The sequence below is a fragment of the Pseudomonas sp. CGJS7 genome (assembly GCF_036961695.1).
Genome location: NZ_JBAMDI010000020.1, coordinates 81,051 through 101,561 on the forward strand (window position 1 = coordinate 81,051; position 20,511 = coordinate 101,561).

A 20,511-nucleotide genomic window follows, 5' to 3' on the forward strand; every position below is an offset into this window, starting at 1 on the left:
TTTGAAGGTTGCGTTCTGCAATCGTTCCATCTATTTGCATGGAGCGGTATCCTCGGGAACTTCTGATGCCGCGCGGTACACAGATTAAAGACACTCATTTGTACAGGATTTGAACCATGCACCTTCTGGTAGTCGAAGACGACGACATCGTACGCATGCTGATGGTCGAAGTGCTCGACGACTTGGGCTACAAGGTCATCGAGGCAGAAGACGCCACAGCCGCCCTGCGTGTACTTGAAGACCCCAGCCAGGCACTGGCACTGATGATGACCGACGTGGGTCTACCGGACATGCGAGGTGAGGAGCTGGCGGGAAAAGCGCGCGAACTGCGGCCACTGTTACCGGTGCTGTTCGCCAGCGGCTACGCCGACAGTTTCAATGTGCCGGAGGGCATGCACCTGATCGGCAAGCCGTTCAGCATCGACCAGTTGCGGGACACGGTGGTGGGTATTCTGGGTACCCCTTGAGCACGGCGGAGCCTGTTTCGCTCGTAGGCGCGGGCGTGCCCGCGAAGAGGCCGATACAGGCAACCCACCTCACAGCTCTCTGCGCAGCAGATAGGTATCCATGATCCACCCCTTGCGCGCCCGCTCCCGCTCGCGCACTTCCAGTATCTGCGCCTTCACCGCCTGCAACGGCCCGGCAATCAGCACTTCATCCTCGGTCCCCAGGTACGCGCCCCAGTAGATGGTCAACGCCGGGTCATCGAGCCCGGCAAAGGCGCACTGCCCGTCGAGCATCACCACCACATTGTCGACAGCCCCCTGCTCGGCCAGGCGTCGCCCCGGCAGCACGGTCAGGGGCTCGCCGATGCGGTTGAGCGGCACCTGATGCCGCGCCGCCAGCGCCTGCACACTGCTGATGCCAGGGATGACCTGCAAGCGCAGCGTCACGCCCTGTTCGCGAACCAGGTCGAGTATGCGCAGGGTGCTGTCGTACAGGGTGGGCTCGCCCCACAGCAGGAAGGCACCTGTTTCCCCGTCGCCAATTTCCTCCTCGATAAGGCGCGCATACAGCGCAGCACGCTGCCGGTGCCAGTTCTGCACCGCGCCCAGGTAGTCTTGCGCCTGCGCATCGCGCAACGGGTCGACCACCGGCACCAGGCGATAACCACCTTCGGGGCGATAGCGCTGCAGAATGGCCTTGCGCAGGCGCACCAGTTCATTTTTGTCGTCGCCCTTGTCGAGCACGAAGAACACGCTGGCACTGCGCAGCGCATCGACCGCTTCATAGGTGACCTGGCGCGGGTCACCCGCGCCGATACCGATCAACAACAGGTCTTTCATTGCCCTGCCCTTTGCGGGAACCCGCCACCATTGTCAGGCGGTTACCGGTATTTGGCAAAGCAGCTGCTTAGAAGATCGAGAAGTTGTAGCTGACAATGACCCGCGTCTCATCCATGTCTCGCGCCCACCGTTCATAGTTGCTGCGGTAAGTGGAATTACGCAGGCGTACGCTGACATCCTTGAAGGTGCCACTTTGCACCTGGTATTTGAACTCGGTGTCGCGTTCCCATTCCTTGCCTTCGACACTGCTACCCGGCACCTTGATATTGTCGCCGTTGATATAACGGGTGAAGAAGGTCAGGCCGGGTACACCCAGCGCCTTGAAGTCGTAGTCATAGCGCACTTGCCAGGAGCGCTCCTGTGCAGCGGCAAAATCATTGACCTGGGCGTAGTTGACCAAGTACGGGTTGCTGCCATCCAGGTACGGCATGGCACTGTTGCCATACATGCGCTGCCAGCCGGCGCTGAGCTTGTGGCCTCCGAGGCTGTAGCCAAGCATGCCGCTGAAGGCGCGATGGTCGATTTCGCCCGCACGGGCATTGCCGATGTCATCACTCTTGATCAGGCGCATGTCAGCCGACAGGCTGCCCACCGACAGCGGCTGACTGGCCACCAGGCCGAGGAAGTGCTGGCGGTAGATATTCTCCAGCTTGGCCACTTGGTACTGCGCGCTGAAACGCTCGTTGAAACGGTAGTCGACACCGGCCAGGTCGAAGTGGTCGGCTTCTGTATCGCAGGCATAACGCTTGTTCTTGCAGTGCACGCGGATGTCCTGGCGGTCGGTGGAATCCCGAGCGGTGTATTTGTCCAGGCGAGCCAGGGTGAACTTCAGGTCGTGCAGTTCTTCAGAGGTGAGCATGGCCCCATGGAACAGGGTCGGCAGCAGACGGCCATCGTTGTACTTGAGCAACGGCACATCCGGCATCATCGAACCGTACTTGAGCACGGTATTGGACACCTTGACCTTGGCCGCCAGGCCCATCTTCGCATACTGGTCGGCCGAGTGCCGGGGGTCGTGGCCAGACGAGGGCAGCAATCCACTGTTGCTGTCGGCCGGGCTGGAATCCAGTTTGAAGCCGAACATGCCCAGCGCATCCACACCAACACCTACCGGGCCTTGCGTATAACCGGATTGCACATTGAGGATAAAGCCTTGTGCCCACTCTTCGCGCTTGGATGCGCCCTGGCTGGAACTGCTGTAACCGTCCCGGAAGTCGCGGTTGAAATAGACATTGCGTGCTTCGATCTTGGCACTGGCGTCTTCAAGAAACCCGGCAGCCTGGGCGTTGACACCGGCACACAATAGAAACAGGCCGGTAACACGGTGCCCAGGGGCGAGGGGGAAAGGGGAAAACATGCGAGGAAACATCCAGAATGAAGACGAGTTAACAACCTGTGGCACCTGTTGGCCACGGTACTGCGGCAGGTCCGAACATGAGTCGACCATCATCTGAAATGATCGCGCAAAGGCTCTGGCACGGGCCATTGGACCATGGTCTAGGCCCTCTGTCGTGCAACCGCAGAAAAACCGGAGAATACCGCGCGCAAAACTAGGAAAGTTCCCGCCTTACTTGCAAAAAGTTAGCAGTTTACCCAGTAGCCATGAATGACTACACTCGATATCAGCGAACAGTGAAACCCAACTGCGTGGCCGGCGTTTTTACGCGTCTTCAATGTTCGTCACGCCCTGCCACGACTGACGTACAGGAGTGATTACAGTGTCCAGACTTGCAGAGTTTCGTGCTGCCGAAAAAGCGCTCCAGGAACAGATGGCGCAACTGGAAGCGTTGAAAAAGGATGCCGGCCTCAAACGCGAAATCGAATTCGAGCAGAAACTAGTCGGCCTGATGAAAAGCTATGACAAGAGCCTGCGCGATATCATCGCCATCCTCGACCCGAAGGCTGTGGCCCGCGCTTCCAGCACACCCCCCAAGCAACAACGCCGCCCGCGGGTGGTCAAGGTCTATCAGAACCCTCACACCGGCGAGCGAATCGAGACCAAAGGCGGCAACCACCGTGGCCTCAAGGCCTGGAAAGAACAGTATGGGGCCGCCACGGTAGAAAGCTGGGTACGCTGATGAAATGCCCACACAGGCTTCACACTTTTTTCACAAGGGCTGGCTCAGTATCGAAACAGCTAAAGGACTAGCGACCCCATCACGCGCCCGCACATGCGGGCCTCTAATTTCAGCGCCCTGCCTTTGCAGGGCGCTTTCATTTGCGCAATCGGCGCACTGCCGTATCATGGCCAGCCTGTCTGTTTTGCCGGCGCCCTGCGCCCGGCCCCGTCTCAGGAGTTCCCATGAGCCTGCACGATCTGCAAACCCTGCCTGGCGTCACCGCGCAACCTGACGCCGCCACCGCCCAGTTCGTCTTCAACCACACCATGCTGCGGGTCAAGGACATCGAGAAGTCGCTGGACTTCTACACCCGCGTGCTGGGCTTCCGCCTGGTGGACAAGCGTGACTTCCCTGAAGCCGCTTTCAGCCTGTACTTCCTGGCCCTGGTCGACCCTGCCCAGATCCCCGCTGATGACACCGCCCGCCACCAGTGGATGAAGTCGATCCCTGGCGTGCTGGAGCTGACCCACAACCATGGCACCGAAAACGATGCCGATTTCGCCTACCACAATGGCAACACCGACCCACGCGGCTTTGGCCACATCTGCATTTCGGTACCCGACGTCCGCGCCGCTTGCGCGCGCTTCGAGGAACTGGAAGTGCCGTTTCAGAAACGCCTGCAGGACGGCCGCATGAACCATCTGGCCTTCGTCAAGGACCCGGACGGTTATTGGATCGAAGTGATCCAGCCAACCGAGCTCGAAGGCTAAGCGTTCGTCGCGGCGCGCTCGTCAGGCCGGGAACTCCCGGCCTCTTGCTGTGGTATATGAAGGTAACTGCTTCACATACCACAGCGAGGTAAGGACGATGCAATCTCTTCACTGTGAATACCGCGAGCACACCATCACTGCCAGCGTGATGCCCCATCCCGACTCACCCCTGCCCTATGCCGCCGGCTGCCTGATCACGGCACCTGACGGGCACACCAGCAAGCGTATGTCGATGCCCATGCAATTCTTCTCCGACCTTGAAAATGCGCAGCGTGTGTCGCTGGCCCATGGCCGCGCACTGGTCGACAAACAGCTGGATAACGGGCACGAGGTGTTCTGATCCGGTTTCGCCTGTACCCCCCTTCGCCGCCGGAGCTGCGAAGGGGGGGTAGGATTAACTAGGTAGCCCGCGCGTATGCCACCGCCGCATCCACCTGCTCCTGCGTCGGCCTTACCCCGGTGTACAACACGAACTGTTCCAGCGCCTGCAGCGCAATGACCTCCAGCCCAGTGATCACTGGCTTGCCCAACGCCTGAGCCCGGCGAATCAACGGCGTCTGCACCGGCATCGCCACCACATCGAACACCCGTTCCGCCGCCGCGATGGCGTGCTCGGGAAACGCCAGCTCTTCTGCCTCCAGCCCGCCTGCCATACCGATCGGCGTGACGTTCACCAGCATGGGGGGGCAGATGTCGCCTGTCTCAGGCACCCAGCGATAACCACAGACATCCGCCAACTGACGCCCGGCCTGCTCGTTGCGTGCAACGATGATGCCTTCGGCAAACCCGGCATCGCGCAAGGCGCTGGCCACGGCCTTGGCCATGCCCCCGCTGCCTCGCAGGGCAAAGGCCGTGCCCGGATCGACCTGATGCTGAGCCAGCAATTGGCGCACGGCAAGGTAATCGGTGTTGTAAGCCTTGAGGTGGCCATTGCAATTGACAAGGGTATTGACCGACTCGATGGCCGCCGCCGAGGGATCGATTTCGTCGACCAAGGCCATGCAGGCTTCCTTGTACGGCATCGACACCCCGCAGCCGCGAATACCCAAGGCGCGGATCCCTGCCACCGCCGCCGGCAGGTCATCGGTGCGCATGGCCTTGTAGTAGAAGTCCAGGCCCAACTGCTGGTACAGGTGGTTGTGAAAGCGCACGCCGAACGTGCCGGGGCGACCGGCCAGAGAGATGCAAAGCACGGTGTCCCGGCTGGGAGTTGTCGGCATAACAGGCTCCTTGGTCATGACTGAAACGTTTATTCAGCGTAACAGAGTCAGCCACTGGTCGTCCCTTACACAACCTTTACCGTTCCCCTGTGCTCAGCTGACAGAGACCGGAGTCATAGTAACAGGGCCCCGGACGTGGGGTTTTCCTGCGAGGTTGTTTTATGAACCGTCTCATTCCCGGAATCGTCCTGCTGGTCGGTGCCCTGGCCATCAGCGGGCCTGCAGCAGCTCACGGCGGCTATGGCGGCCATGGGCACGGTGGTTGGTATGGGCCGGGGCCCCTGCTGGGTGCGGCAGTGGTCGGCGCCGTGGTGGGGGCGACGGTTTATGGCGGCCATGACCGTACGGTGTATGTCGAGCGCCAGCCGGTCTATTACGCGCCGCCGCCGGTGTACGTACAACCGCCTCCACAGCCGGTGTACTACCAGCCCTACTACGCGCCTCCCCCGCCGCCACCGGGCTACCGCACCTATTATGGGCCGCCACCGGTGTATTACGGGCCACCGCGCTGGTAAAGGTTGACAGGACCAATGATCACTATCGAGGAAGTTGATTTCAAACAGATCCGGCTGCTGCGTATGGTAGAGCCATGTTTTAAAGGAGGTCCCCATGGCCACTATCCAGATCATGTCCGTTGTCGGTAGCGCCGTTCCCGCCTCACTGCGTGAGCAGGGCCTGCTGGCGTGCTGGTACCTGGTTCGCAACGGCGAAGCCGTGAGCGGCCCGATGCCGACCCGCGCCTCAGCCCAGGCACTGGCCGAACAGTTGCAACCAGGCACTTTGGTTGCCTGAACCGAATTTGTTGTGCGTTGCTCCCTACGCCCTTGTTGCCCGCCAATTTGGCGGGCTTTTTTTTCTTCACGGATTGCCCGGGCTGCCACCTCATGTTTGCCCGCTACTGCCCAGCTTACTGGTCAGCACCATGACCTTGCCTTGCAGCCGGCCTACGGTCATCACCAGCTCGTTTCGCTCCTTGGTGAGCAGATCAGCTTTTGCCTGCGCCTCCCTTCGAGCATCCCGTTCGATGTCCAGCAGCTCTGTCAGGTGGCGGATGACGGCAATTTCTGCGGTGTCCATCGCGCGGTCGACTGCATCCCTCGACAACCATTTACGCAGCCACAGAAACGCACCCAGCAATACAGTCCCCGTACCGCCCAGCCAAGTGACGGTACCCGGGCCGAGGTCGGTCGGATCCATGTGAACCTCATTACAGATGATGATGTGATCAGCCCTGGAGAAAAATGTCTCGTCAGCTTTCCTTGTTTGTGCGCTTAATTTAGCCTACAGCTAACATCACGACAAGAGCAGATTTAGCCATGCGCACATTTAGCAGCAAGCTAAACACTGGCATGCTTCACCCCATGGACATCTACCAAATTCGCAAGCACAACCTGGTGAAACTGATCGGCAGCCAGAGAAAGGGGACCTGCGCAGAGCGCTGGGGGATGGCGCCTGCACACCTGAGCCAGATCCTTTCCGACAAGACCGTGAAAAACCTGGGCGATGACGTGGCCCGTCGCATCGAGGGCATCGAAGGCTTGCCACGGGGCTGGTTCGACGCGCTGTCGCCAGGCGAAAACATGCAAGCGGCTGTCGAGCCAGGAGACAACAAGCTCTCTGCAGCCGACCTGGTCAAACAGATGCTTGCCCGAAGCGGCAAAGGTATCTCCGAAGAAACCCGGCAAAGGCTGCTGGCAGCGGCGCAAGAGCCTGCAGATGCCACGCTGCTGGAAGCCGAGCCGCTGCGCCCCGGCCTGGTCGGTGACGAAGTGTGGATCGCCCACTATGACGTGCGGGCAGCCATGGGTGGCGGCCAGATCCCCCACGACTACCCCGAGATGTTCAAGGACGTTCGCGTCAGCCCCAGCCACCTGCGCGAACTGGGCGTGACGTTCAGCGAGCACCATCACCTGAAGATGGTGACCGGCTGGGGCCAGTCGATGGAGCCGACCATCAGGCACCGCGACCCGCTGATCGTCGACGTCAGCATCCGCGAATTCGTCGGCGATGGTATCTACTTCTTTTCCTGGGGCGACCACATCTACATCAAGCGGCTACAGATCGCGGACGAGGACCACTTCGAGATGATCTCCGACAACTCGCGGCACAAAGACCGCATGATTCGTCGGGAAGAGACCTACATACAGGCCAGGGTCCTGCTGGTGTGGAATGCCCACCTTGTATAAACCGAAGCCCGCCCTGACCAGCGGGCTTTTGCTGAAGCTCAGAACGGTGCAGCCTCCTCGACCTGAGCCTCGCAGTCGCGCTCGACGATAAAATCATCACGCTCTTCCACGCTACTGCGCGCCCATCGCACCGTCACGCTAGCGTCATCATTGAACGTCAGCTGCAACTCGGGCATTTCCAGCAGCTGGCCGATCACCTCCTCCCATTCCGCTTCACCGTCTGTATCCAGACGGTGCACCACTACCCAGCGCTGCGTCTGTGCGAGCGGGTGGTTGATCATTGACGATACCCGCAGGCTAAGCCGCTCTAATCCGGTCATTTCCTGGCGCTGATGGGGTTCCGACTTCATGTGGCTTGCCATATTCTCATCCTGATAGCTGTATATTCGTACAGTGCTCAGCAAAAGCTTATCTCACCGCCAAATCCTGCGTAAAGCCCCCCACTGCGGAAAATTTCGCCAGTAGGTAATTTTCCGTGAAGCGAGATTAATTTAGCCACAAGCTATTGACCATGATTTAGCTTAAGGCTAAGTTTGTGTTCAGCCGTCGCTTGTACGGCGGCTATGCCACTCAAACCTTTTCTCCAGGAGTTCCCCATGGCCGTAGATATCAGCCACCTCACCATCGCCACGCCGGTAGCCGTCTCCTCAACCAACCCCGTTGCTCTGGAGCTGAACGGTGCTGAAGCGATTGCCCGCTTTCCCAGCATCGTGACGGTGCTCAGCGATGGCTCGATCCAGTTCTCAGCCCCAACCAAAGGGGCTTCGAGCAAAAGCACCCGCAGGACACGCTGCGAATGGACGGAAACGCAAGACTGGACGCTGGCCAGCGCCCAGGATCACTGGAATCGCCAGACAATGACGCTGACCAAGGTCAACTCGGCGCAGAAGGTGGTCATCGCCCAGATGCACGTACGCGGGGACGACGGCCCGCCGGTAAAGGTGTTCTGGAACAAGGGCAACATCACCCTGGGGTTTCGGCGCACCTTCAACCAGACCGACCCGGTGAATTCCACAGTCCTGAAGGGGGTGCCACTGGGTGCGACGTTCCACATCAGCATTCACACCACGTCTGAAGGCGTGGTAACCGTGACGGCCGAATGCAACGGGGTATCCGCTTCGTCGGGCGATTTGCAGCTCGACAGTACCTGGGCTTCACGCCTGTTCGAGTTCCACGGCGGGGTCTACAACCAGGTCGACTACACCGACGCAACGCCCGCCGAGGACGGCTCGATCTGCATCATCAGCGAGCTCTCGCTCATCCATCGCTGAACGTCGATGCCCAGCCCTGCTATCAAAATCCCTCAGGGCGTCGCATGAATGCAAAAAGCCCAGCGCGGGGCTGGGCTTCTATCAGCTGGGCTGAACAGTACTTCCGCCAGCCTTTAAACACTGTACTGGCAGTTACTCCAGTGGGCGCTTGTGATAACTATAACGCTCGGCATTGGATGCCCGCGATGGGTCCGGCGGGCCTGATCTCTGCCTGCCTCGAAAGGGCCGATTATGTGCGGAATCGTCGCGATCCTCGGGCTGCTCCCGTTTACCTTCCGAGTCTTGACCGCCTGGCGGACCATTGTTTTCAGCCGGCCTGCTAACCTGCTGATCACAATCCATTCCATCCCTATCTATGGTCATACGCACCTCTCAATGCTCAGAAGCTCTGAGCTACATCAAGTGTGCGCTTACCCTGTCCAGAAAGGTTTTATATCAGATCACCGGACACGGGCGAGAACCTCAATACCGGGACCTTTCGCTGAACTGCATCCCACTATTGGTACAAAAATTGGTACGCGCCGGCTGTACGTCCATCCAGCACATCCCGGCAATGCAGCAGTAGCGTGGGAATCTAGCCTCAGACCGCACCGCAAGCGGCCTGAGCATCTGGCCTGTCTAATAGGGTTCAGCCAGTTTCAGCGACTTTGGCCCAATAAAACCGAGACGCTTTCGGGCGGTTTTAGACAGCTTTATTCCCCCATCCAAGCGTTCAGCCAACCAAGATCCGTCCTGGGTCGTCAGCTACACCCACCTCCCACAGTCCGCTGTCGACCCATTGCGGACAATCAAATCTGCTCAGCATACGCATGTTCCTATTGAAACCGCGTCTACAGAGGCCTTCTTCCGGGTATCCGGGTTCACGCTGAATTTTGTATCTTCCCCAATGCCGCATTGACAGCCAGCCATCCCTCTACCGCCGGCGCTCCGGCCTCACCGAATGCCCGTTCAAGCAGCTTTACTTGTTCACGTCGCAGCATTTCCTCAAGTCGCGAGCCTTCTTTGGTCAACTGAAGCAAACGCATCCGTTTGTCGGTATGCGATGCCACGCTGTCCACTAAGCCCATCTCTGCCAATTGCCGGAGCGGTATGTTCAGCGCCTGCTTGGTCACGCCGAGCAGAGCCAGCAGTTGCTTGACGCTGAGGTGCGGGTGCCGGGCTATGAAAAAAACGATCCTCTGATGCACACGGCCCAAGCCCCTGCGCTCAAGCATCTCGTCGGCCTTGGTGGTGAACGCCTGATAGCCAAAGAAAAACGCCTCCATGGCCTGCTGCTGTGCTTCCTGGTTTTTTAGGTCAATCATATTGACTTATTCTCGACGAGCGCTCTACTTTAGGTAAAGGAGTTTGACCTATATTGTTCGCGCTTGGCCAGAGGTGATCCATGGCATTTTCTGAACGTGTTTCGCGCCTTAAAAGCTCTTTGATTCGTGAAATTCTGGCCGCCGCGCAGCGCCCAGGGATGATGTCTTTTGCAGGGGGGCTGCCGGCAGAGGAGATGCTGCCCTCTGTGGACTGGGCTGAAATGCCCACCAGCATGGGCCAGTACGGGATGAGCGAGGGTGAGCCGATGTTGCGTGAGGCGCTGGCCAGGGAAGCCCGTGCCTTGGGAATCACGTGCGAGGCTAGCCAAGTGCTCATTCTCAGCGGCTCGCAGCAGGCTCTGGACCTGACATCAAAACTGTATATCGACAAAGGAACGCCGGTACTGCTGGAAGCCCCTACCTATCTGGCTGCATTGCAAAGCTTCCAGTTCTTCGGCGCGCACTGCCTTTCGCTGCCGATGGAGCGGGATGGCCCGGACCTGGAGTCGCTGCGCGAACTGCTGAGCCTGAACCGCCCCGCGTTCATCTATCTGATTCCAACGTTCCAGAACCCGTCGGGGCTGCGCTACAGCGACAGGAAAAGGGACGAAGTCGCGGCGCTTCTCGATGAGTTCAACGTCACATTGATCGAAGATGAGCCTTATCGAGAGCTGAGCTTCGACAGCGTCGCGGCCATGCCGGTTGTCAGCCGTCTGAACACGACCAGCTGGATTTATACCGGTACTGTGTCCAAGACCTTGCTGCCCGGCTTGCGGATTGGGTATCTGATTGCCAGCCCCGACCTGTTCCCGCACTTGCTGCGGCTCAAACAGTCGGCGGACCTGCACACCAGTCGGGTTGGCCAATGGCAGGTGCTTCAATGGCTGGGGACAGAAAGGCTTGACCGTCATCTTGAAGAGTTACGCAGCTACTACCGAGGTCGTCGAGACGCTTTCCAGGCGGCATTGGAGACGCACTTCGCCGACCTGGCCGAGTGGCAGATGCCAGAGGGAGGGTTGTTCTTCTGGTTGACGCTCAAGCACCCCATCGATACCCGGGCATTGCTCGAGCCGGCACTGGCGGCCAATGTGGCTTTCATGCCAGGAGAGCCCTTCTTCCCAGAGCCTGACAAACATCCAGGGCACCTGAGGCTGAACTTCAGCCATGTTGATCCCGACAAGCTGGATGAAGGTCTGAAGCGTTTGTCGGATGTCCTGCGTCGGGCTCTGAGCCAGCAGGCGGCCTGACTATCTCTAATGGGTCGAAATCTGCGATTCACGACAGGCCGCTTTCGACCCATAGCTGCCCTTCGCGAAAGGCAGCTACCGGCCAAAAGCGGTCAGTGACAATATTCGCAAAGTCTACCGCTCAGCTTCCCGAAGACCGATCTCGACTATTCGTTAGGTACAGCACCATCGCTGCGCGAGCCGCATTTTTGACTGCTGCTCCGCGCAGTGCTGCAATGGGGTCACGTTATCCGTATAGGATGTTGCTCCATGCGAGTGAATCTCCAAACACTCCCGACGCGATACCTTCAGCCTCAACCAAGGTGATATTCGCGCCTTTATCAGCCAGGTGTTACGCCAGCGAAGCGCCCACGATGCCGGCACTAATGACAACGACTCGTTTGTCCAGAGCATTTCCCATATCAACCTTCATTCTGTAGACCTGAAGGTGGTCTCAGTGTCTGCCTCTGGTCGATTTCTGCTTGTCGTAAGGGGCAGCAGTTGTCGTCTAGAAAGCAGATGTAAATTTGTCTGAAGTGGCGAAATAGCTGCCAAAATCATCGTGTTAAAACGCCGCCTGAAATGGCAGCAAGATAAGCGCGTGAGTGTTGTTGGCACTGGAGGGTAGCGAAAAATCGTTCAGCTACTACGGTAAGCGTCATCAACGACTATAGTCATTGGTGAGCCAGAGCGAATCTGACCATTCCCCTGCCAACCTGGCCTAATCCAATTCCGCGATTACACGGCGGATCTTCTTGTGTTCCTTGATGCGGAACGTGAACGTTTCGCTGCCGAAATCACTCAGGCTCAGGCTGAGATCGAGGCAGCGTTGTCTTTTTTTGAACCCCTTGATGGTGGATGGAGTTATCCCACCGGGCACGTCGCATCCCACTGAGCACGTCCCAACCACCCATCTATCAAGGTTCAAGCAATGAATACTTTAGAGTTCGATGATGCACAAAAAACCAATGGCGACCTGGTTCAGGGGCCGCTGCCGGCCGGCACTGTCGCGCCCGACTTCACTCTTCACGCAACCCCTGATCAACAGTTGTCGCTGCGTGAGCTAAAGGGAAATCCCGTGATATTGGCGTTTTATCCCGCTGACTGGACTTCGGTGTGTGGTGACCAACTGACTTTGTACAACCAGCTGCTACCCACATTCAGAGAATACGGTGCGGCGCTACTGGGTATCTCGGTTGACAGCGCCTGGTGTCATCAGGCCTTTGCCAAAGATCGGAATTTTCACTTCAGCCTGCTGGCCGATTTCGAGCCCAAAGGGGCTGTGGCACGACAGTATGGAGCGTACCAGTCCCAGCTCGGGGTTTGTAAGCGTGCGCTGTTCGTGATTGACAAGGACGGGGTGGTTGCCTGGAGCTACGTCTCCCCGATGGCAATCAACCCTGGTGCGGACGGTATTCTGGATGCGCTGGATGCTTTGGCGAATTCGCCACAAAGCACGCCAACCAAAAATTAACAGGTGATTAGATGGCCACTCTCAAAGTCCCGGTAAGTGCCAACGACCATCGCCAGGGAAGTGCGCATGCCAAGGTCACCTTGGTCGAATTTGGCGACTATGAATGTCCCTATTGCGGTGAAGCTTATTGGATGGTCAAGAATCTGCAACAGCATTTTCGCGATGACTTGCTGTTTGTGTTCCGTAACTTCCCTCTGACCACCGCTCACCCCCATGCATTGGGTGCAGCGGTCACCGCTGAGTATGCCGGGAGTCGAGGATTATTCTGGGAGGCCCACGACGAATTGTACGAAAATCAGGATCGATTGGGCCTGCCGCTGTATCGCGCCATCGTTCTCAAACACGGCCTTTCCAGGGAGGAATTCGATCTTGCAATGCAAGAGGATACTTACATTCCCAAAATACAAGCCGATTTCAATGGCGGTGTACGCAGCGGCGTGAATGGCACCCCAGCGTTTTACATTGACGGGCTTCGCTATGACGGAGTTCCAGAGTTCATCGGGATGAGTCAGATGATTGAGCTTTTGTTAGTGCGTGGACGAAATCGCTAGAGAGCCAAATCGGCTTGGCATCACCCACATCGGAGCCGAGGAAAAACCAACGTTAGCTTCCTTTTACATTAAAGAGGTGGGCACGGAGCCGGCAACTAATGAAATCTTTGAAGTATTATGAAGAAAATCGACACGCCACATGGTTAGAGTTGTTTTTTGACCTGACTTTCGTTGTTACGATAGGCCAAGTTACGCACACTCTCGGACATGTTCATGATGGGCACTTTGAACATAAGCAATTATGGACATTCTTACTGCTTTTTGTGCCGTTGTGGTGGATCTGGTCCAGTCACACGATTTACTCCAACAGGTTCGATACAGACAGCAATCTTCACCGTTTGGCAACATTATTCATAATGCTCCTGCTCATTGTGCTATCGGCACGGATCGGGGAAGACTTGGAAGTGAACTACCCGCTCATTATTGCCTGCTATTTTGGTATACGTGCAATCATCAGTGTTATGTATATTTCATCCATTAGTAAACTCGATTCTCGCGGCGAACTTTCCTCAAGGCTTGGCTTCGCCCTATTAGTTAGCGCAGTTATTAGCCTTTCATCCGTTATTTTTGACCCGCCCTTGCGTTACCTTGTTGCTTATATTGGGATTGTTCTTGATATTCTGTTTCCTGTATTTTTCTGGACTAAACTAAAACCGTTGCCAGCACACACAGAGCACTTGGTTGAGCGCATAGGCCTACTCACCCTAATCTTATTGGGGGAGTCAATTATTAGCCTTTCCGGAGGCTTATCTAACATTCAATGGGGTTATTATAATGTGATGGCAGCCATCACCGGATTTATCATGATTTGCAGTATCTGGTGGATCTATTTTGATAGTTTTTACTTGCTGAACAAACATCAAAGCAGGATGAGTGGGCACGCCTTAATCTACTCGCACCTTTTTCTTTTTATGGGGCTGGCACTTCTGGCAAATTTGATTAGGCATGCGATCCTGAACGACATTGCGATACGCGATTTCCAGATTATGTCGATCACCGGCATGGCCTTGTTTTTCCTAGGTAAGCAATATGGCTATTTCATAGCCGTGAGTAGAATAAGAAAATACATCCTACAAAACACGTTGATAGTGTTTTCTTTGGGCGGGTTAGTCGTGTTTTTACCCCGCGTCGAGTACATATTGGTCGGCCTGACAGCAACCATGATCTCTTATGTTTTTCTAAATTTCAGATATCGTTGAATCATCATTATCAGACCAGAGGGTGGGACCAAGTGAGCAAGTGGCTGACTTGCGGTTACATGCTGCCCACTACGTCGGTCTCACTGCTCGTGCGCTACTCGCCGCTACCCTTGGTCTATTTGGGTTTGTAATCCTGGTATCGTCGACCATAGTTAAGAGTCTCGGATGCCCCTCTTAGCTATCGCGATCTGATAGCGCCAGCCGCATCGTAACAACAGGAGCCACATCATGGTCAAAGTAGCGTTGTTCGTTCGCCTAGAAGCAAAACCCGGGAAAGAAAAGGATGTAGAGAGCTTTCTTTTGGGTGGCCTTCCGTTAGTGGAGGAGGAGCCAGCCACTACAGCCTGGTTTGGAATCCGCTTGGGGCCGTCCACCTTTGGCATCTTTGACGCATTCCCGGATGAAGCGGGCCGGCAGGCTCATCTTTCGGGCAAGGTCGCGGCGGCGCTTATGGCAAACGCTGCCGAGCTATTTGCCGAACCGCCATCAATCGAGAAGGTTGACGTCCTTGCGGCCAAGCTACCCAGCTAAGCAAACCCAATAGGAAGCTCCAGTCAGTACTGGGAGGCCCACGATGTATTTTGTGAAAATCAGGATAGCTTGGGCCTGCTGCTGTTCCGGGCGGTGATCAATCAAAACACTTGTATTGAAGATAAATGTCATGGCTAAAGTGCCGTGTCCAGGATTCATGCCATGCTTGCGCGCTCGGTATAAGTGAAAGGATACGCGCGCAAATCGTGTCCAGGGACGGCGTGGAAGCCGCACAGAATCTGCAAGGCAACGTGCTCATCACGGGTTTAGGCTGGGTAGGGTAGATTGTTTGCCGGGCACCGGTCGCTCATGGCGCGAAGATCTCCATCATTGATATAGAACCGGAGGTCATCCGCGCCGTGACACCTTATGGTTTCGTCAAGTGAGCATTCGTCGGCGTAGCAGTGACCGATGTTCAATGAGCTGCCTGACGCGGCTGCACTCCGAACTGCGCAACGATGTGCGTACCCAATTCCTCAATAACTTCCACCGCAGGGCGCTTGCCGTATTTGAGATTGAGAATGACGTGGTCCACGCCGATTTCCTCAAGCGACTCCAGCAAAAAACGTAGATGGTAACGTCCAAGTCTGAACCCCAAATGGATACGTGTGGGTGGCGTTGACGGATTCTCATCGAGATCGATGTACAGCGACTGAGTAAAGGGCTTATACACAGAACCACATTGTTTCGTGACCTCCAGTCGCCAATCTTCCACGACCAGCCGCTGCATGTTCGGAATGCGTGGATAGTTGATCCATCCGTTGCTCTCACGCGCGATCCAATCCAGTGACTGGCGACTGTTGCCGGTCACGAGCATTGGAATGAATTGGGTGGTCGGTTTCGGAATCAGGTCTGCGCCTTGCATTTCACCAGTGCTCCAGTGGATGGGCTCAAAACTGGTGCTGTGGGCGCGGCGAATCACTTCGTAGTGTTCTCGAAAGATCTCTCCACGCCTTTCTGGATCGACGCCAAACGCCGAAAACTCCACTGGCCGATCTCCCGAAGCAACCCCCAGAATCAAGCGACCAGTGCTCAACTGATCTAAGCTGGCTGACGCCTTGGCCGTGTGCAGGGGATGGTGCAGCGGGATGGCGATGGAGGCGGTGCCAAGTGCAATCTCCGAGGTATGGGCGGCCATATAACCCAGGTAAACCCAGGGGTCGAAGACTTGGCCGACATCGCCGAAGCCAGGGTCGCGAAGCGGCACGTCGCGAAACCAGAGCGCGCAGAAGCCCAGCGCCTCGGCTTGTTTAGCCAGTGTGACCTGGTTGAGCATGCTCGGAGTGTCCCCGTCGAACGCCTCCATGGGAAAGAATAATCCAAGGCTCAAATGCCCCTGAGTGAAGGTTCGGCTGAACCCTCGATGCTTCTGGTAAGGAATCGTGCTCGGCCGATACATACGGATTGACCTCATGGCAGAACGTGAACAGCGCCCCCGTTTCCAGAGGTGCTGCGGCATCGGTCGCTTTTGAACGGCAGTGGGGGGACTGGGTCTGGCTTTTACCCGTTGCGCCGTACTGCTGGTCGTGTGGACCGGACTCAGGGGGCAGTTGCTGGCGATAGGCGCGGGTTGGTCCGGGTGGGTGTTAAGCGGACGGTCAAAGGAAGTCAGATCTCTCGGTTCTATACCACCAGATGGGCAAGGCGTTCGAGGAATCATTCTATAAGCGTAGGCGGTTTTGCAGCTCTCCGCCATATTCTTACAATCGAGCCGCTGGCGGGCGAAAGTCGCGTATCGAAGGCCGTTATCGGTCGTTTCCTGCCATTCCAGAACGGCCGCTATTGGCCGGTAGCTGCCCTCCGCCAAGGGCAGCTATTGGGTCGAAAGCTGCCGGTCGCGCCTAACCGCTATCGACCCATTGCAGCCGTTCAGCACTGGCAGAATTCGATCCCTCGCGGCCAGTGCTCCCGACACTTACAGTTCCCGAGCCCAAGTCTGGCTGACGAGGTCTTTTCCGAAGCTGTGTACCTGTTCTTCTTCGACCAAATGGAAACCTGCTCTCTGATAGAGCTTTCGGGCATCGACAAGCACACTGGTTGTCCAGAGGATCATGTGCTTGTAGCCCGCGAGCCGCGCAAACCGAATACTCTCTTCCAGCAACCGATTGCCGATTCCCATGCCCCTGGCGCTCGCGTCAACGTAGAGCATCCGCAGCTTGGCGGTCGTCTGGTCATGTTTGACGACAAAGACCGAACCGATAACTGTGCCCTCTTTTTCCGCGATCCAGCATCGCTCGCAGGACGGGTCGAACTCACGAAGGTAGTTGGCGACGATTTCCGCCACCAGCGCTTCGAACTCCATATTCCAACCGTATTCGCGGGCATAGAGTTGCGCTTGTTGCTGAACAACGATACCCATATCGCCCGCTTGTGGATCGCGCAAGATGTAGGAATGATCACCGTCGCCCAATTGAGTCTGGATCTGTCTCATGGCTTGGATCAATTGCTCTTGCTGGCGCTCAGGCAAGCCTTGCAACATCAACACGACTTCTTCACGAGCGGCTTGCTCCAGCGAGGCCAGCACCTGACGACCTGGCTCGGTGAGCTGGATTTGAGAGGCTCGGGCGTCGATTGCCGACCGAGCTTTGCTGATCAGCCCTTTTTTCTCGAAGCCACCGATGACTCGGCTGAGGTAGCCGGCGTCCAGGCCGAGCAAATGGCAGAGATCTGAACTCTTCAGGCCAGCACTGGCCGCCCCTAATTCAAAGAGGATACGTGCCTCGGTCAAGGAAAATTCAGCCTGAAGCAGGTGCTCTTGCAGTGCGCCGATCTGCCGGGTGTAGAAACGGTTGAAGCGGCGGACCGCGTCAGCGCGCTCCCTGATGGTTGCTGTCATGAAAACTCTCAATTAGTTGCTTTTGGCAAGCATAATATTGCCCAAGGCAACTATGTCAATCCTCCGATACTCACGTGCGCAGTGTACGGTGAACAAAGGTCCTGGCTGGCCGACCGCTTTTGGCCGGCTGCCGCTCCATCCGAAGGGCAGCTATGGGTCGATAGCGGTCAGTCGTGAGCGGCTGCAATCGACCCAAAGCGGACGTAGTCAACCCTGATAATTTGCCGCTCGGCGAGCGACATCTTCACTTATGGAAGAGCAAGCTCTTACCCTAATGCGGCGGCAAATGCTTCTGGCGTGGGGCTCTCCTGCCATTGTGCGATTGCTCCCGGCAGCACCAGCCATGGCTGCTTGCGCCGAGTCCAGATATGCGCAACCGGCTCGAAGCGCTCAGCCCCTTCCAGGATGCCGGCCCGTACCACTCGCATGCCGGGTGCTGCCGTCGTCTCGTTGAACAGCCGGGTATGACATGTACCGCAGGCATGTTGGGTAGACGTTTGACCTTGGTGTTCATGCTCAAAGATCGCCGTTTCGCCAGACACCTGAACAGCCGAAGCCGCGCTCAGCATGTGCAGACCAAACGCACTGCCGCTCCAGCGCTGGCAGTTCAAACAGTGGCAGGCATACAGCGGCGGCAATTGCCGCGCCACGATCTCAAGGGTGACTTGCCCACATCGGCACTGACCGGTGATTCTCATGCGTTAGTTCCTTACAATGACGCCCGGAAAAATGTGGGCGAATGATCGCTTTTCACGGGCTCGGGCAGAAGATCAAATTAGGAGCAACTGTTGGCCAAGAATGTATGAGCGGTATTGAATGGGAAAGCCAGCGTGTATTTCTCGCCGTGTTGCGCTCTGGTAGCCTGAGCGGCGCGGCGAAGCTGCTGGGTATCGCCCAGGCCACTGCGCGCCGGCGCCTCGACTGTCTTGAACACGCTCTCGGTGTGAGTCTGTTCACCCGCACACCTCAAGGACTGACGCCTACTGCCGGAGCGCAGCGCCTGATCGAACATGTGGAGGCCATGGATCTGGCCGCGCAAACCTTCAACCGCATGGCCAGCTCTGAAGCGTCGATGGATCACGGTACAGTCCGGCTGACCTGTGGCGAGTTGCTTGGCGTCGAAGTCTTGCCCGACCTGCTGCGCCCTTTCCATTACGAACACGTCGGACTCAAACTTGAGCTGAGCATAAGCGATGCCCTTGAAGACATCGCCAGGCTGCAATCGGATATTGCGGTGCGGCTGATGCGGCCCAATGAAGCGGATATCACGGTGCGGCGTGTCGGCAGTTTGCAGATTGGCATCCATGCCAGTGCCGGGTGCCTGGAGCGCTACGGTAACCCAACCTCCCTGCTGTCGCTGCGCCAGCGACCGCTGATCGGGCCAGACAGACGCTCAGCGGATTTGCGTCGGTTTATCGACTCTGGTCTGTGCGATGCCGACCAGCATTTCGCCATTGCCTCTGATCATCACCTTGCTCAGCTGGCCGCTCTGAGAGCGGGCTTAGGCTTCGGGCTCTGCCCGACTCAAATCGCAAAATCGCACGGACTGGTACATGTACTACCACACGATTTTGGCTTTGAGGTTGAGGTGTGGATCGCAATGCACAATGACCTGCGCAAAATTAACAGGATCGCTCAGGCGTTCGAGGTTCTTGGAGAGCAGTTACATCAGTATCTATGCTTAGCCGATCAGTGAGCAGCGTAGGTCGTGGCATCCACTGCTTTGTCTAAACGGCTGCAATGGGTCGAATCGCGACGGTCATACCTCGACCGTCGCTGGACGCTGTCAGACCTCCGTCTGCTCTGCCATCTCCAATGCGTCATCGACTTCAATGCCCAGGTATCGCACCGTGCTTTCAAGCTTTGTATGGCCGAGCAGGAGCTGAACTGCTCTCAAGTTCTTTATCCTGCGATAGATCAGCGATGCCTTTGTACGTCTCATCGTGTGGGTGCCGTACATAGCAGGATCTAGCCCAATAGACTTTATCCACGCTTTGACGATTCGGGCGTACTGCCGGGTGGAGAGATGCACTGAGGCGTGTAGCCGGCTTGGGAAAAGACAATCCTCGCTGTGGAGTTGGGCTTGATGTATCCAGGCCTGTAGGGCCAGCCGCATTTGCTCTGTAATTTCAAACTGTACGGGACATTGGGTTTTCTGCTGCATCACTATCGCCCGCGATGACACGTGCTCCCCATGAGCAACGTCGCGAAGCTTGGTCAGATCGCAGGCTCGTAGTTTGCTATCGATGGCCAGATCGAAAAGGGCTAAATCACGAGTTTCCTCCGCGATTTGGAGCCTTACCCGAATGGCCCAGATATCTTTCAGTCGGAGCGGAGCTTTCTGCCCGACCAATTTTCCTTTGTTCCAAGGCTGATGGCTGCTGGTCGTAATGGCGTTCATGGCTTGTCCTCCATGTGAGGTAGGACAAGGATGGTCAACCCAATCCAGAGGCGCTAACCGACCCATTGTTGTCCTTCGTGGAGAACAGTTATCGGCCAAAAGCAGTCACTTACTGAAGACAAAGTCTGAGGGGCTCACTAAATGCCCCCGACGGTCTGGAGTCAATTGCGTGTTATCTAAGATGCGTCAGCTTCGC

General features: G+C 56.9%; 24 protein-coding genes and 2 pseudogenes. 15 read left to right on the forward strand and 11 right to left on the reverse strand.

All coding sequences use genetic code 11. The annotated features are described in order from the left end of the window. Positions 1-116 precede the first annotated feature (116 nt). Positions 117-467, forward strand: coding sequence for a response regulator (locus V7787_RS14795; RefSeq protein WP_010954593.1), 351 nt, complete (start codon positions 117-119; stop codon positions 465-467). 69 nt (positions 468-536) lie between these two features. On the opposite strand, the gene cobF is transcribed toward V7787_RS14795, so the two are convergent. Further along, a complete protein-coding gene (gene cobF, locus V7787_RS14800) occupies positions 537-1,286 on the reverse strand; it encodes a precorrin-6A synthase (deacetylating) (protein ID WP_064493032.1) in 750 nt (249 codons plus the stop codon). A 67-nt stretch (positions 1,287-1,353) separates the two neighbouring features. Next, positions 1,354-2,643, reverse strand: coding sequence for an OprD family porin (locus V7787_RS14805; RefSeq protein ID WP_064493031.1), 1,290 nt, complete (start codon positions 2,641-2,643; stop codon positions 1,354-1,356). Between the two features lie 361 nt (positions 2,644-3,004). On the opposite strand from V7787_RS14805, the gene V7787_RS14810 reads away from it, so the two are divergent. The 3 genes from V7787_RS14810 (at position 3,005) to V7787_RS14820 (ending at position 4,456) form a co-directional block, all read left to right on the forward strand. Continuing rightward, positions 3,005-3,364 (forward strand): histone-like nucleoid-structuring protein, MvaT/MvaU family, encoded by a 360-nt coding sequence (locus V7787_RS14810; RefSeq protein ID WP_010954596.1) that lies wholly within the window; start codon positions 3,005-3,007, stop codon positions 3,362-3,364. A 224-nt stretch (positions 3,365-3,588) separates the two neighbouring features. Beyond that, positions 3,589-4,116, forward strand: coding sequence for a lactoylglutathione lyase (gloA, locus tag V7787_RS14815; protein ID WP_020192077.1), 528 nt, complete (start codon positions 3,589-3,591; stop codon positions 4,114-4,116). A gap of 97 nt (positions 4,117-4,213) precedes the next feature. Further along, entirely contained in the window at positions 4,214-4,456 is a 243-nt protein-coding gene (locus V7787_RS14820) for a hypothetical protein (RefSeq protein WP_003256190.1), read from the forward strand. 58 nt (positions 4,457-4,514) lie between these two features. Here the strand turns inward: V7787_RS14820 and V7787_RS14825 are convergent, their stop codons facing one another. After that, positions 4,515-5,336 (reverse strand): shikimate 5-dehydrogenase, encoded by an 822-nt coding sequence (locus V7787_RS14825; RefSeq protein ID WP_064493030.1) that lies wholly within the window; start codon positions 5,334-5,336, stop codon positions 4,515-4,517. 161 nt (positions 5,337-5,497) lie between these two features. Here V7787_RS14825 and V7787_RS14830 point away from each other — a divergent pair, with 161 nt between their 5' ends. Continuing rightward, a complete protein-coding gene (locus V7787_RS14830) occupies positions 5,498-5,851 on the forward strand; it encodes a hypothetical protein (protein ID WP_003256193.1) in 354 nt (117 codons plus the stop codon). A 94-nt stretch (positions 5,852-5,945) separates the two neighbouring features. After that, on the forward strand, positions 5,946-6,128 hold the full coding sequence (locus V7787_RS14835) for a hypothetical protein (protein WP_010954600.1): 183 nt from the start codon (positions 5,946-5,948) through the stop codon (positions 6,126-6,128). Between the two features lie 90 nt (positions 6,129-6,218). Here the strand turns inward: V7787_RS14835 and V7787_RS14840 are convergent, their stop codons facing one another. Beyond that, positions 6,219-6,533 carry a hypothetical protein gene (locus tag V7787_RS14840; RefSeq protein ID WP_014590512.1) on the reverse strand — a complete coding sequence of 105 codons (315 nt, stop codon included), beginning with the start codon at positions 6,531-6,533 and terminating at the stop codon, positions 6,219-6,221. A gap of 164 nt (positions 6,534-6,697) precedes the next feature. Between V7787_RS14840 and V7787_RS14845 the strand changes: the two genes are divergently transcribed. Further along, positions 6,698-7,522 carry a S24 family peptidase gene (locus V7787_RS14845; RefSeq protein ID WP_104961397.1) on the forward strand — a complete coding sequence of 275 codons (825 nt, stop codon included), beginning with the start codon at positions 6,698-6,700 and terminating at the stop codon, positions 7,520-7,522. A gap of 38 nt (positions 7,523-7,560) precedes the next feature. On the opposite strand, the gene V7787_RS14850 is transcribed toward V7787_RS14845, so the two are convergent. Next, entirely contained in the window at positions 7,561-7,884 is a 324-nt protein-coding gene (locus V7787_RS14850) for a DUF1654 domain-containing protein (RefSeq protein WP_336088570.1), read from the reverse strand. A 234-nt stretch (positions 7,885-8,118) separates the two neighbouring features. Here V7787_RS14850 and V7787_RS14855 point away from each other — a divergent pair, with 234 nt between their 5' ends. Then, on the forward strand, positions 8,119-8,793 hold the full coding sequence (locus V7787_RS14855; RefSeq protein ID WP_064493027.1) for a polysaccharide lyase family 7 protein: 675 nt from the start codon (positions 8,119-8,121) through the stop codon (positions 8,791-8,793). Positions 8,794-9,653: 860 nt separating this feature from the next. On the opposite strand, the gene V7787_RS14860 is transcribed toward V7787_RS14855, so the two are convergent. Continuing rightward, on the reverse strand, positions 9,654-10,097 hold the full coding sequence (locus tag V7787_RS14860) for a MarR family winged helix-turn-helix transcriptional regulator (RefSeq protein ID WP_064493026.1): 444 nt from the start codon (positions 10,095-10,097) through the stop codon (positions 9,654-9,656). An 80-nt stretch (positions 10,098-10,177) separates the two neighbouring features. Here V7787_RS14860 and V7787_RS14865 point away from each other — a divergent pair, with 80 nt between their 5' ends. Continuing rightward, the gene (locus V7787_RS14865) at positions 10,178-11,344 is read left to right on the forward strand and encodes an aminotransferase-like domain-containing protein (protein WP_012051938.1); all 1,167 of its coding nucleotides are present in this window, start codon (positions 10,178-10,180) and stop codon (positions 11,342-11,344) included. A 229-nt stretch (positions 11,345-11,573) separates the two neighbouring features. Here the strand turns inward: V7787_RS14865 and V7787_RS14870 are convergent. Next, positions 11,574-11,744: pseudogene (locus V7787_RS14870) on the reverse strand (FAD-dependent oxidoreductase); the annotation flags it as partial. Positions 11,745-12,254: 510 nt separating this feature from the next. Between V7787_RS14870 and V7787_RS14880 the strand changes: the two are divergent. The 5 genes and pseudogenes from V7787_RS14880 to V7787_RS14900 all read left to right on the forward strand — a co-directional run. Further along, positions 12,255-12,797 carry a redoxin domain-containing protein gene (locus V7787_RS14880; RefSeq protein ID WP_019751018.1) on the forward strand — a complete coding sequence of 181 codons (543 nt, stop codon included), beginning with the start codon at positions 12,255-12,257 and terminating at the stop codon, positions 12,795-12,797. Positions 12,798-12,808: 11 nt separating this feature from the next. Beyond that, positions 12,809-13,348 (forward strand): DsbA family protein, encoded by a 540-nt coding sequence (locus V7787_RS14885; protein WP_019751019.1) that lies wholly within the window; start codon positions 12,809-12,811, stop codon positions 13,346-13,348. A gap of 98 nt (positions 13,349-13,446) precedes the next feature. Beyond that, positions 13,447-14,547 carry a low temperature requirement protein A gene (locus tag V7787_RS14890; protein ID WP_336088571.1) on the forward strand — a complete coding sequence of 367 codons (1,101 nt, stop codon included), beginning with the start codon at positions 13,447-13,449 and terminating at the stop codon, positions 14,545-14,547. 228 nt (positions 14,548-14,775) lie between these two features. Beyond that, positions 14,776-15,078, forward strand: a complete 303-nt coding sequence (locus V7787_RS14895; protein WP_336088572.1) for a putative quinol monooxygenase — start codon at positions 14,776-14,778, stop codon at positions 15,076-15,078. A 194-nt stretch (positions 15,079-15,272) separates the two neighbouring features. After that, positions 15,273-15,455 (forward strand): annotated as a pseudogene (locus V7787_RS14900) (monovalent cation:proton antiporter-2 (CPA2) family protein); the annotation flags it as partial. 38 nt (positions 15,456-15,493) lie between these two features. On the opposite strand, the gene V7787_RS14905 reads toward V7787_RS14900, so the two are convergent. From V7787_RS14905 to V7787_RS14915, 3 genes are all read right to left on the reverse strand, one after another. Beyond that, a complete protein-coding gene (locus V7787_RS14905; protein ID WP_064493024.1) occupies positions 15,494-16,477 on the reverse strand; it encodes an LLM class oxidoreductase in 984 nt (327 codons plus the stop codon). 516 nt (positions 16,478-16,993) lie between these two features. Further along, the gene (locus tag V7787_RS14910) at positions 16,994-17,914 is read right to left on the reverse strand and encodes a bifunctional helix-turn-helix transcriptional regulator/GNAT family N-acetyltransferase (protein WP_064493023.1); all 921 of its coding nucleotides are present in this window, start codon (positions 17,912-17,914) and stop codon (positions 16,994-16,996) included. A 266-nt stretch (positions 17,915-18,180) separates the two neighbouring features. Beyond that, complete coding sequence (locus V7787_RS14915; protein WP_012051932.1) at positions 18,181-18,612, reverse strand: GFA family protein; 432 nt, start codon at positions 18,610-18,612, stop codon at positions 18,181-18,183. Positions 18,613-18,653: 41 nt separating this feature from the next. Between V7787_RS14915 and V7787_RS14920 the strand changes: the two genes are divergently transcribed. Next, the gene (locus tag V7787_RS14920) at positions 18,654-19,610 is read left to right on the forward strand and encodes a LysR family transcriptional regulator (RefSeq protein WP_012051931.1); all 957 of its coding nucleotides are present in this window, start codon (positions 18,654-18,656) and stop codon (positions 19,608-19,610) included. Positions 19,611-19,700: 90 nt separating this feature from the next. Here the strand turns inward: V7787_RS14920 and V7787_RS14925 are convergent, their stop codons facing one another. Then, positions 19,701-20,315 (reverse strand): tyrosine-type recombinase/integrase, encoded by a 615-nt coding sequence (locus tag V7787_RS14925; RefSeq protein ID WP_336088573.1) that lies wholly within the window; start codon positions 20,313-20,315, stop codon positions 19,701-19,703. Positions 20,316-20,511 lie beyond the last annotated feature (196 nt).

Coding starts and splice junctions, on each gene's coding strand:
- V7787_RS14855 (WP_064493027.1), top strand. CDS start 8,119: ATGGCCGTAGATATCAGCCACCTCACCATCGCCACGCCGGTAGCCGTC.
- V7787_RS14895 (WP_336088572.1), top strand. CDS start 14,776: ATGGTCAAAGTAGCGTTGTTCGTTCGCCTAGAAGCAAAACCCGGGAAA.
- V7787_RS14925 (WP_336088573.1), bottom strand. CDS start 20,315: ATGAACGCCATTACGACCAGCAGCCATCAGCCTTGGAACAAAGGAAAA.
- V7787_RS14845 (WP_104961397.1), top strand. CDS start 6,698: ATGGACATCTACCAAATTCGCAAGCACAACCTGGTGAAACTGATCGGC.
- V7787_RS14850 (WP_336088570.1), bottom strand. CDS start 7,884: ATGGCAAGCCACATGAAGTCGGAACCCCATCAGCGCCAGGAAATGACC.
- V7787_RS14860 (WP_064493026.1), bottom strand. CDS start 10,097: ATGATTGACCTAAAAAACCAGGAAGCACAGCAGCAGGCCATGGAGGCG.
- V7787_RS14920 (WP_012051931.1), top strand. CDS start 18,654: ATGATCGCTTTTCACGGGCTCGGGCAGAAGATCAAATTAGGAGCAACT.
- V7787_RS14905 (WP_064493024.1), bottom strand. CDS start 16,477: ATGTATCGGCCGAGCACGATTCCTTACCAGAAGCATCGAGGGTTCAGC.
- V7787_RS14805 (WP_064493031.1), bottom strand. CDS start 2,643: ATGTTTTCCCCTTTCCCCCTCGCCCCTGGGCACCGTGTTACCGGCCTG.
- V7787_RS14915 (WP_012051932.1), bottom strand. CDS start 18,612: ATGAGAATCACCGGTCAGTGCCGATGTGGGCAAGTCACCCTTGAGATC.
- V7787_RS14835 (WP_010954600.1), top strand. CDS start 5,946: ATGGCCACTATCCAGATCATGTCCGTTGTCGGTAGCGCCGTTCCCGCC.
- V7787_RS14830 (WP_003256193.1), top strand. CDS start 5,498: ATGAACCGTCTCATTCCCGGAATCGTCCTGCTGGTCGGTGCCCTGGCC.
- V7787_RS14840 (WP_014590512.1), bottom strand. CDS start 6,533: ATGGATCCGACCGACCTCGGCCCGGGTACCGTCACTTGGCTGGGCGGT.
- V7787_RS14865 (WP_012051938.1), top strand. CDS start 10,178: ATGGCATTTTCTGAACGTGTTTCGCGCCTTAAAAGCTCTTTGATTCGT.
- V7787_RS14880 (WP_019751018.1), top strand. CDS start 12,255: ATGAATACTTTAGAGTTCGATGATGCACAAAAAACCAATGGCGACCTG.
- V7787_RS14820 (WP_003256190.1), top strand. CDS start 4,214: ATGCAATCTCTTCACTGTGAATACCGCGAGCACACCATCACTGCCAGC.
- V7787_RS14795 (WP_010954593.1), top strand. CDS start 117: ATGCACCTTCTGGTAGTCGAAGACGACGACATCGTACGCATGCTGATG.
- V7787_RS14890 (WP_336088571.1), top strand. CDS start 13,447: ATGAAATCTTTGAAGTATTATGAAGAAAATCGACACGCCACATGGTTA.
- cobF (WP_064493032.1), bottom strand. CDS start 1,286: ATGAAAGACCTGTTGTTGATCGGTATCGGCGCGGGTGACCCGCGCCAG.
- V7787_RS14825 (WP_064493030.1), bottom strand. CDS start 5,336: ATGCCGACAACTCCCAGCCGGGACACCGTGCTTTGCATCTCTCTGGCC.
- gloA (WP_020192077.1), top strand. CDS start 3,589: ATGAGCCTGCACGATCTGCAAACCCTGCCTGGCGTCACCGCGCAACCT.
- V7787_RS14910 (WP_064493023.1), bottom strand. CDS start 17,914: ATGACAGCAACCATCAGGGAGCGCGCTGACGCGGTCCGCCGCTTCAAC.
- V7787_RS14885 (WP_019751019.1), top strand. CDS start 12,809: ATGGCCACTCTCAAAGTCCCGGTAAGTGCCAACGACCATCGCCAGGGA.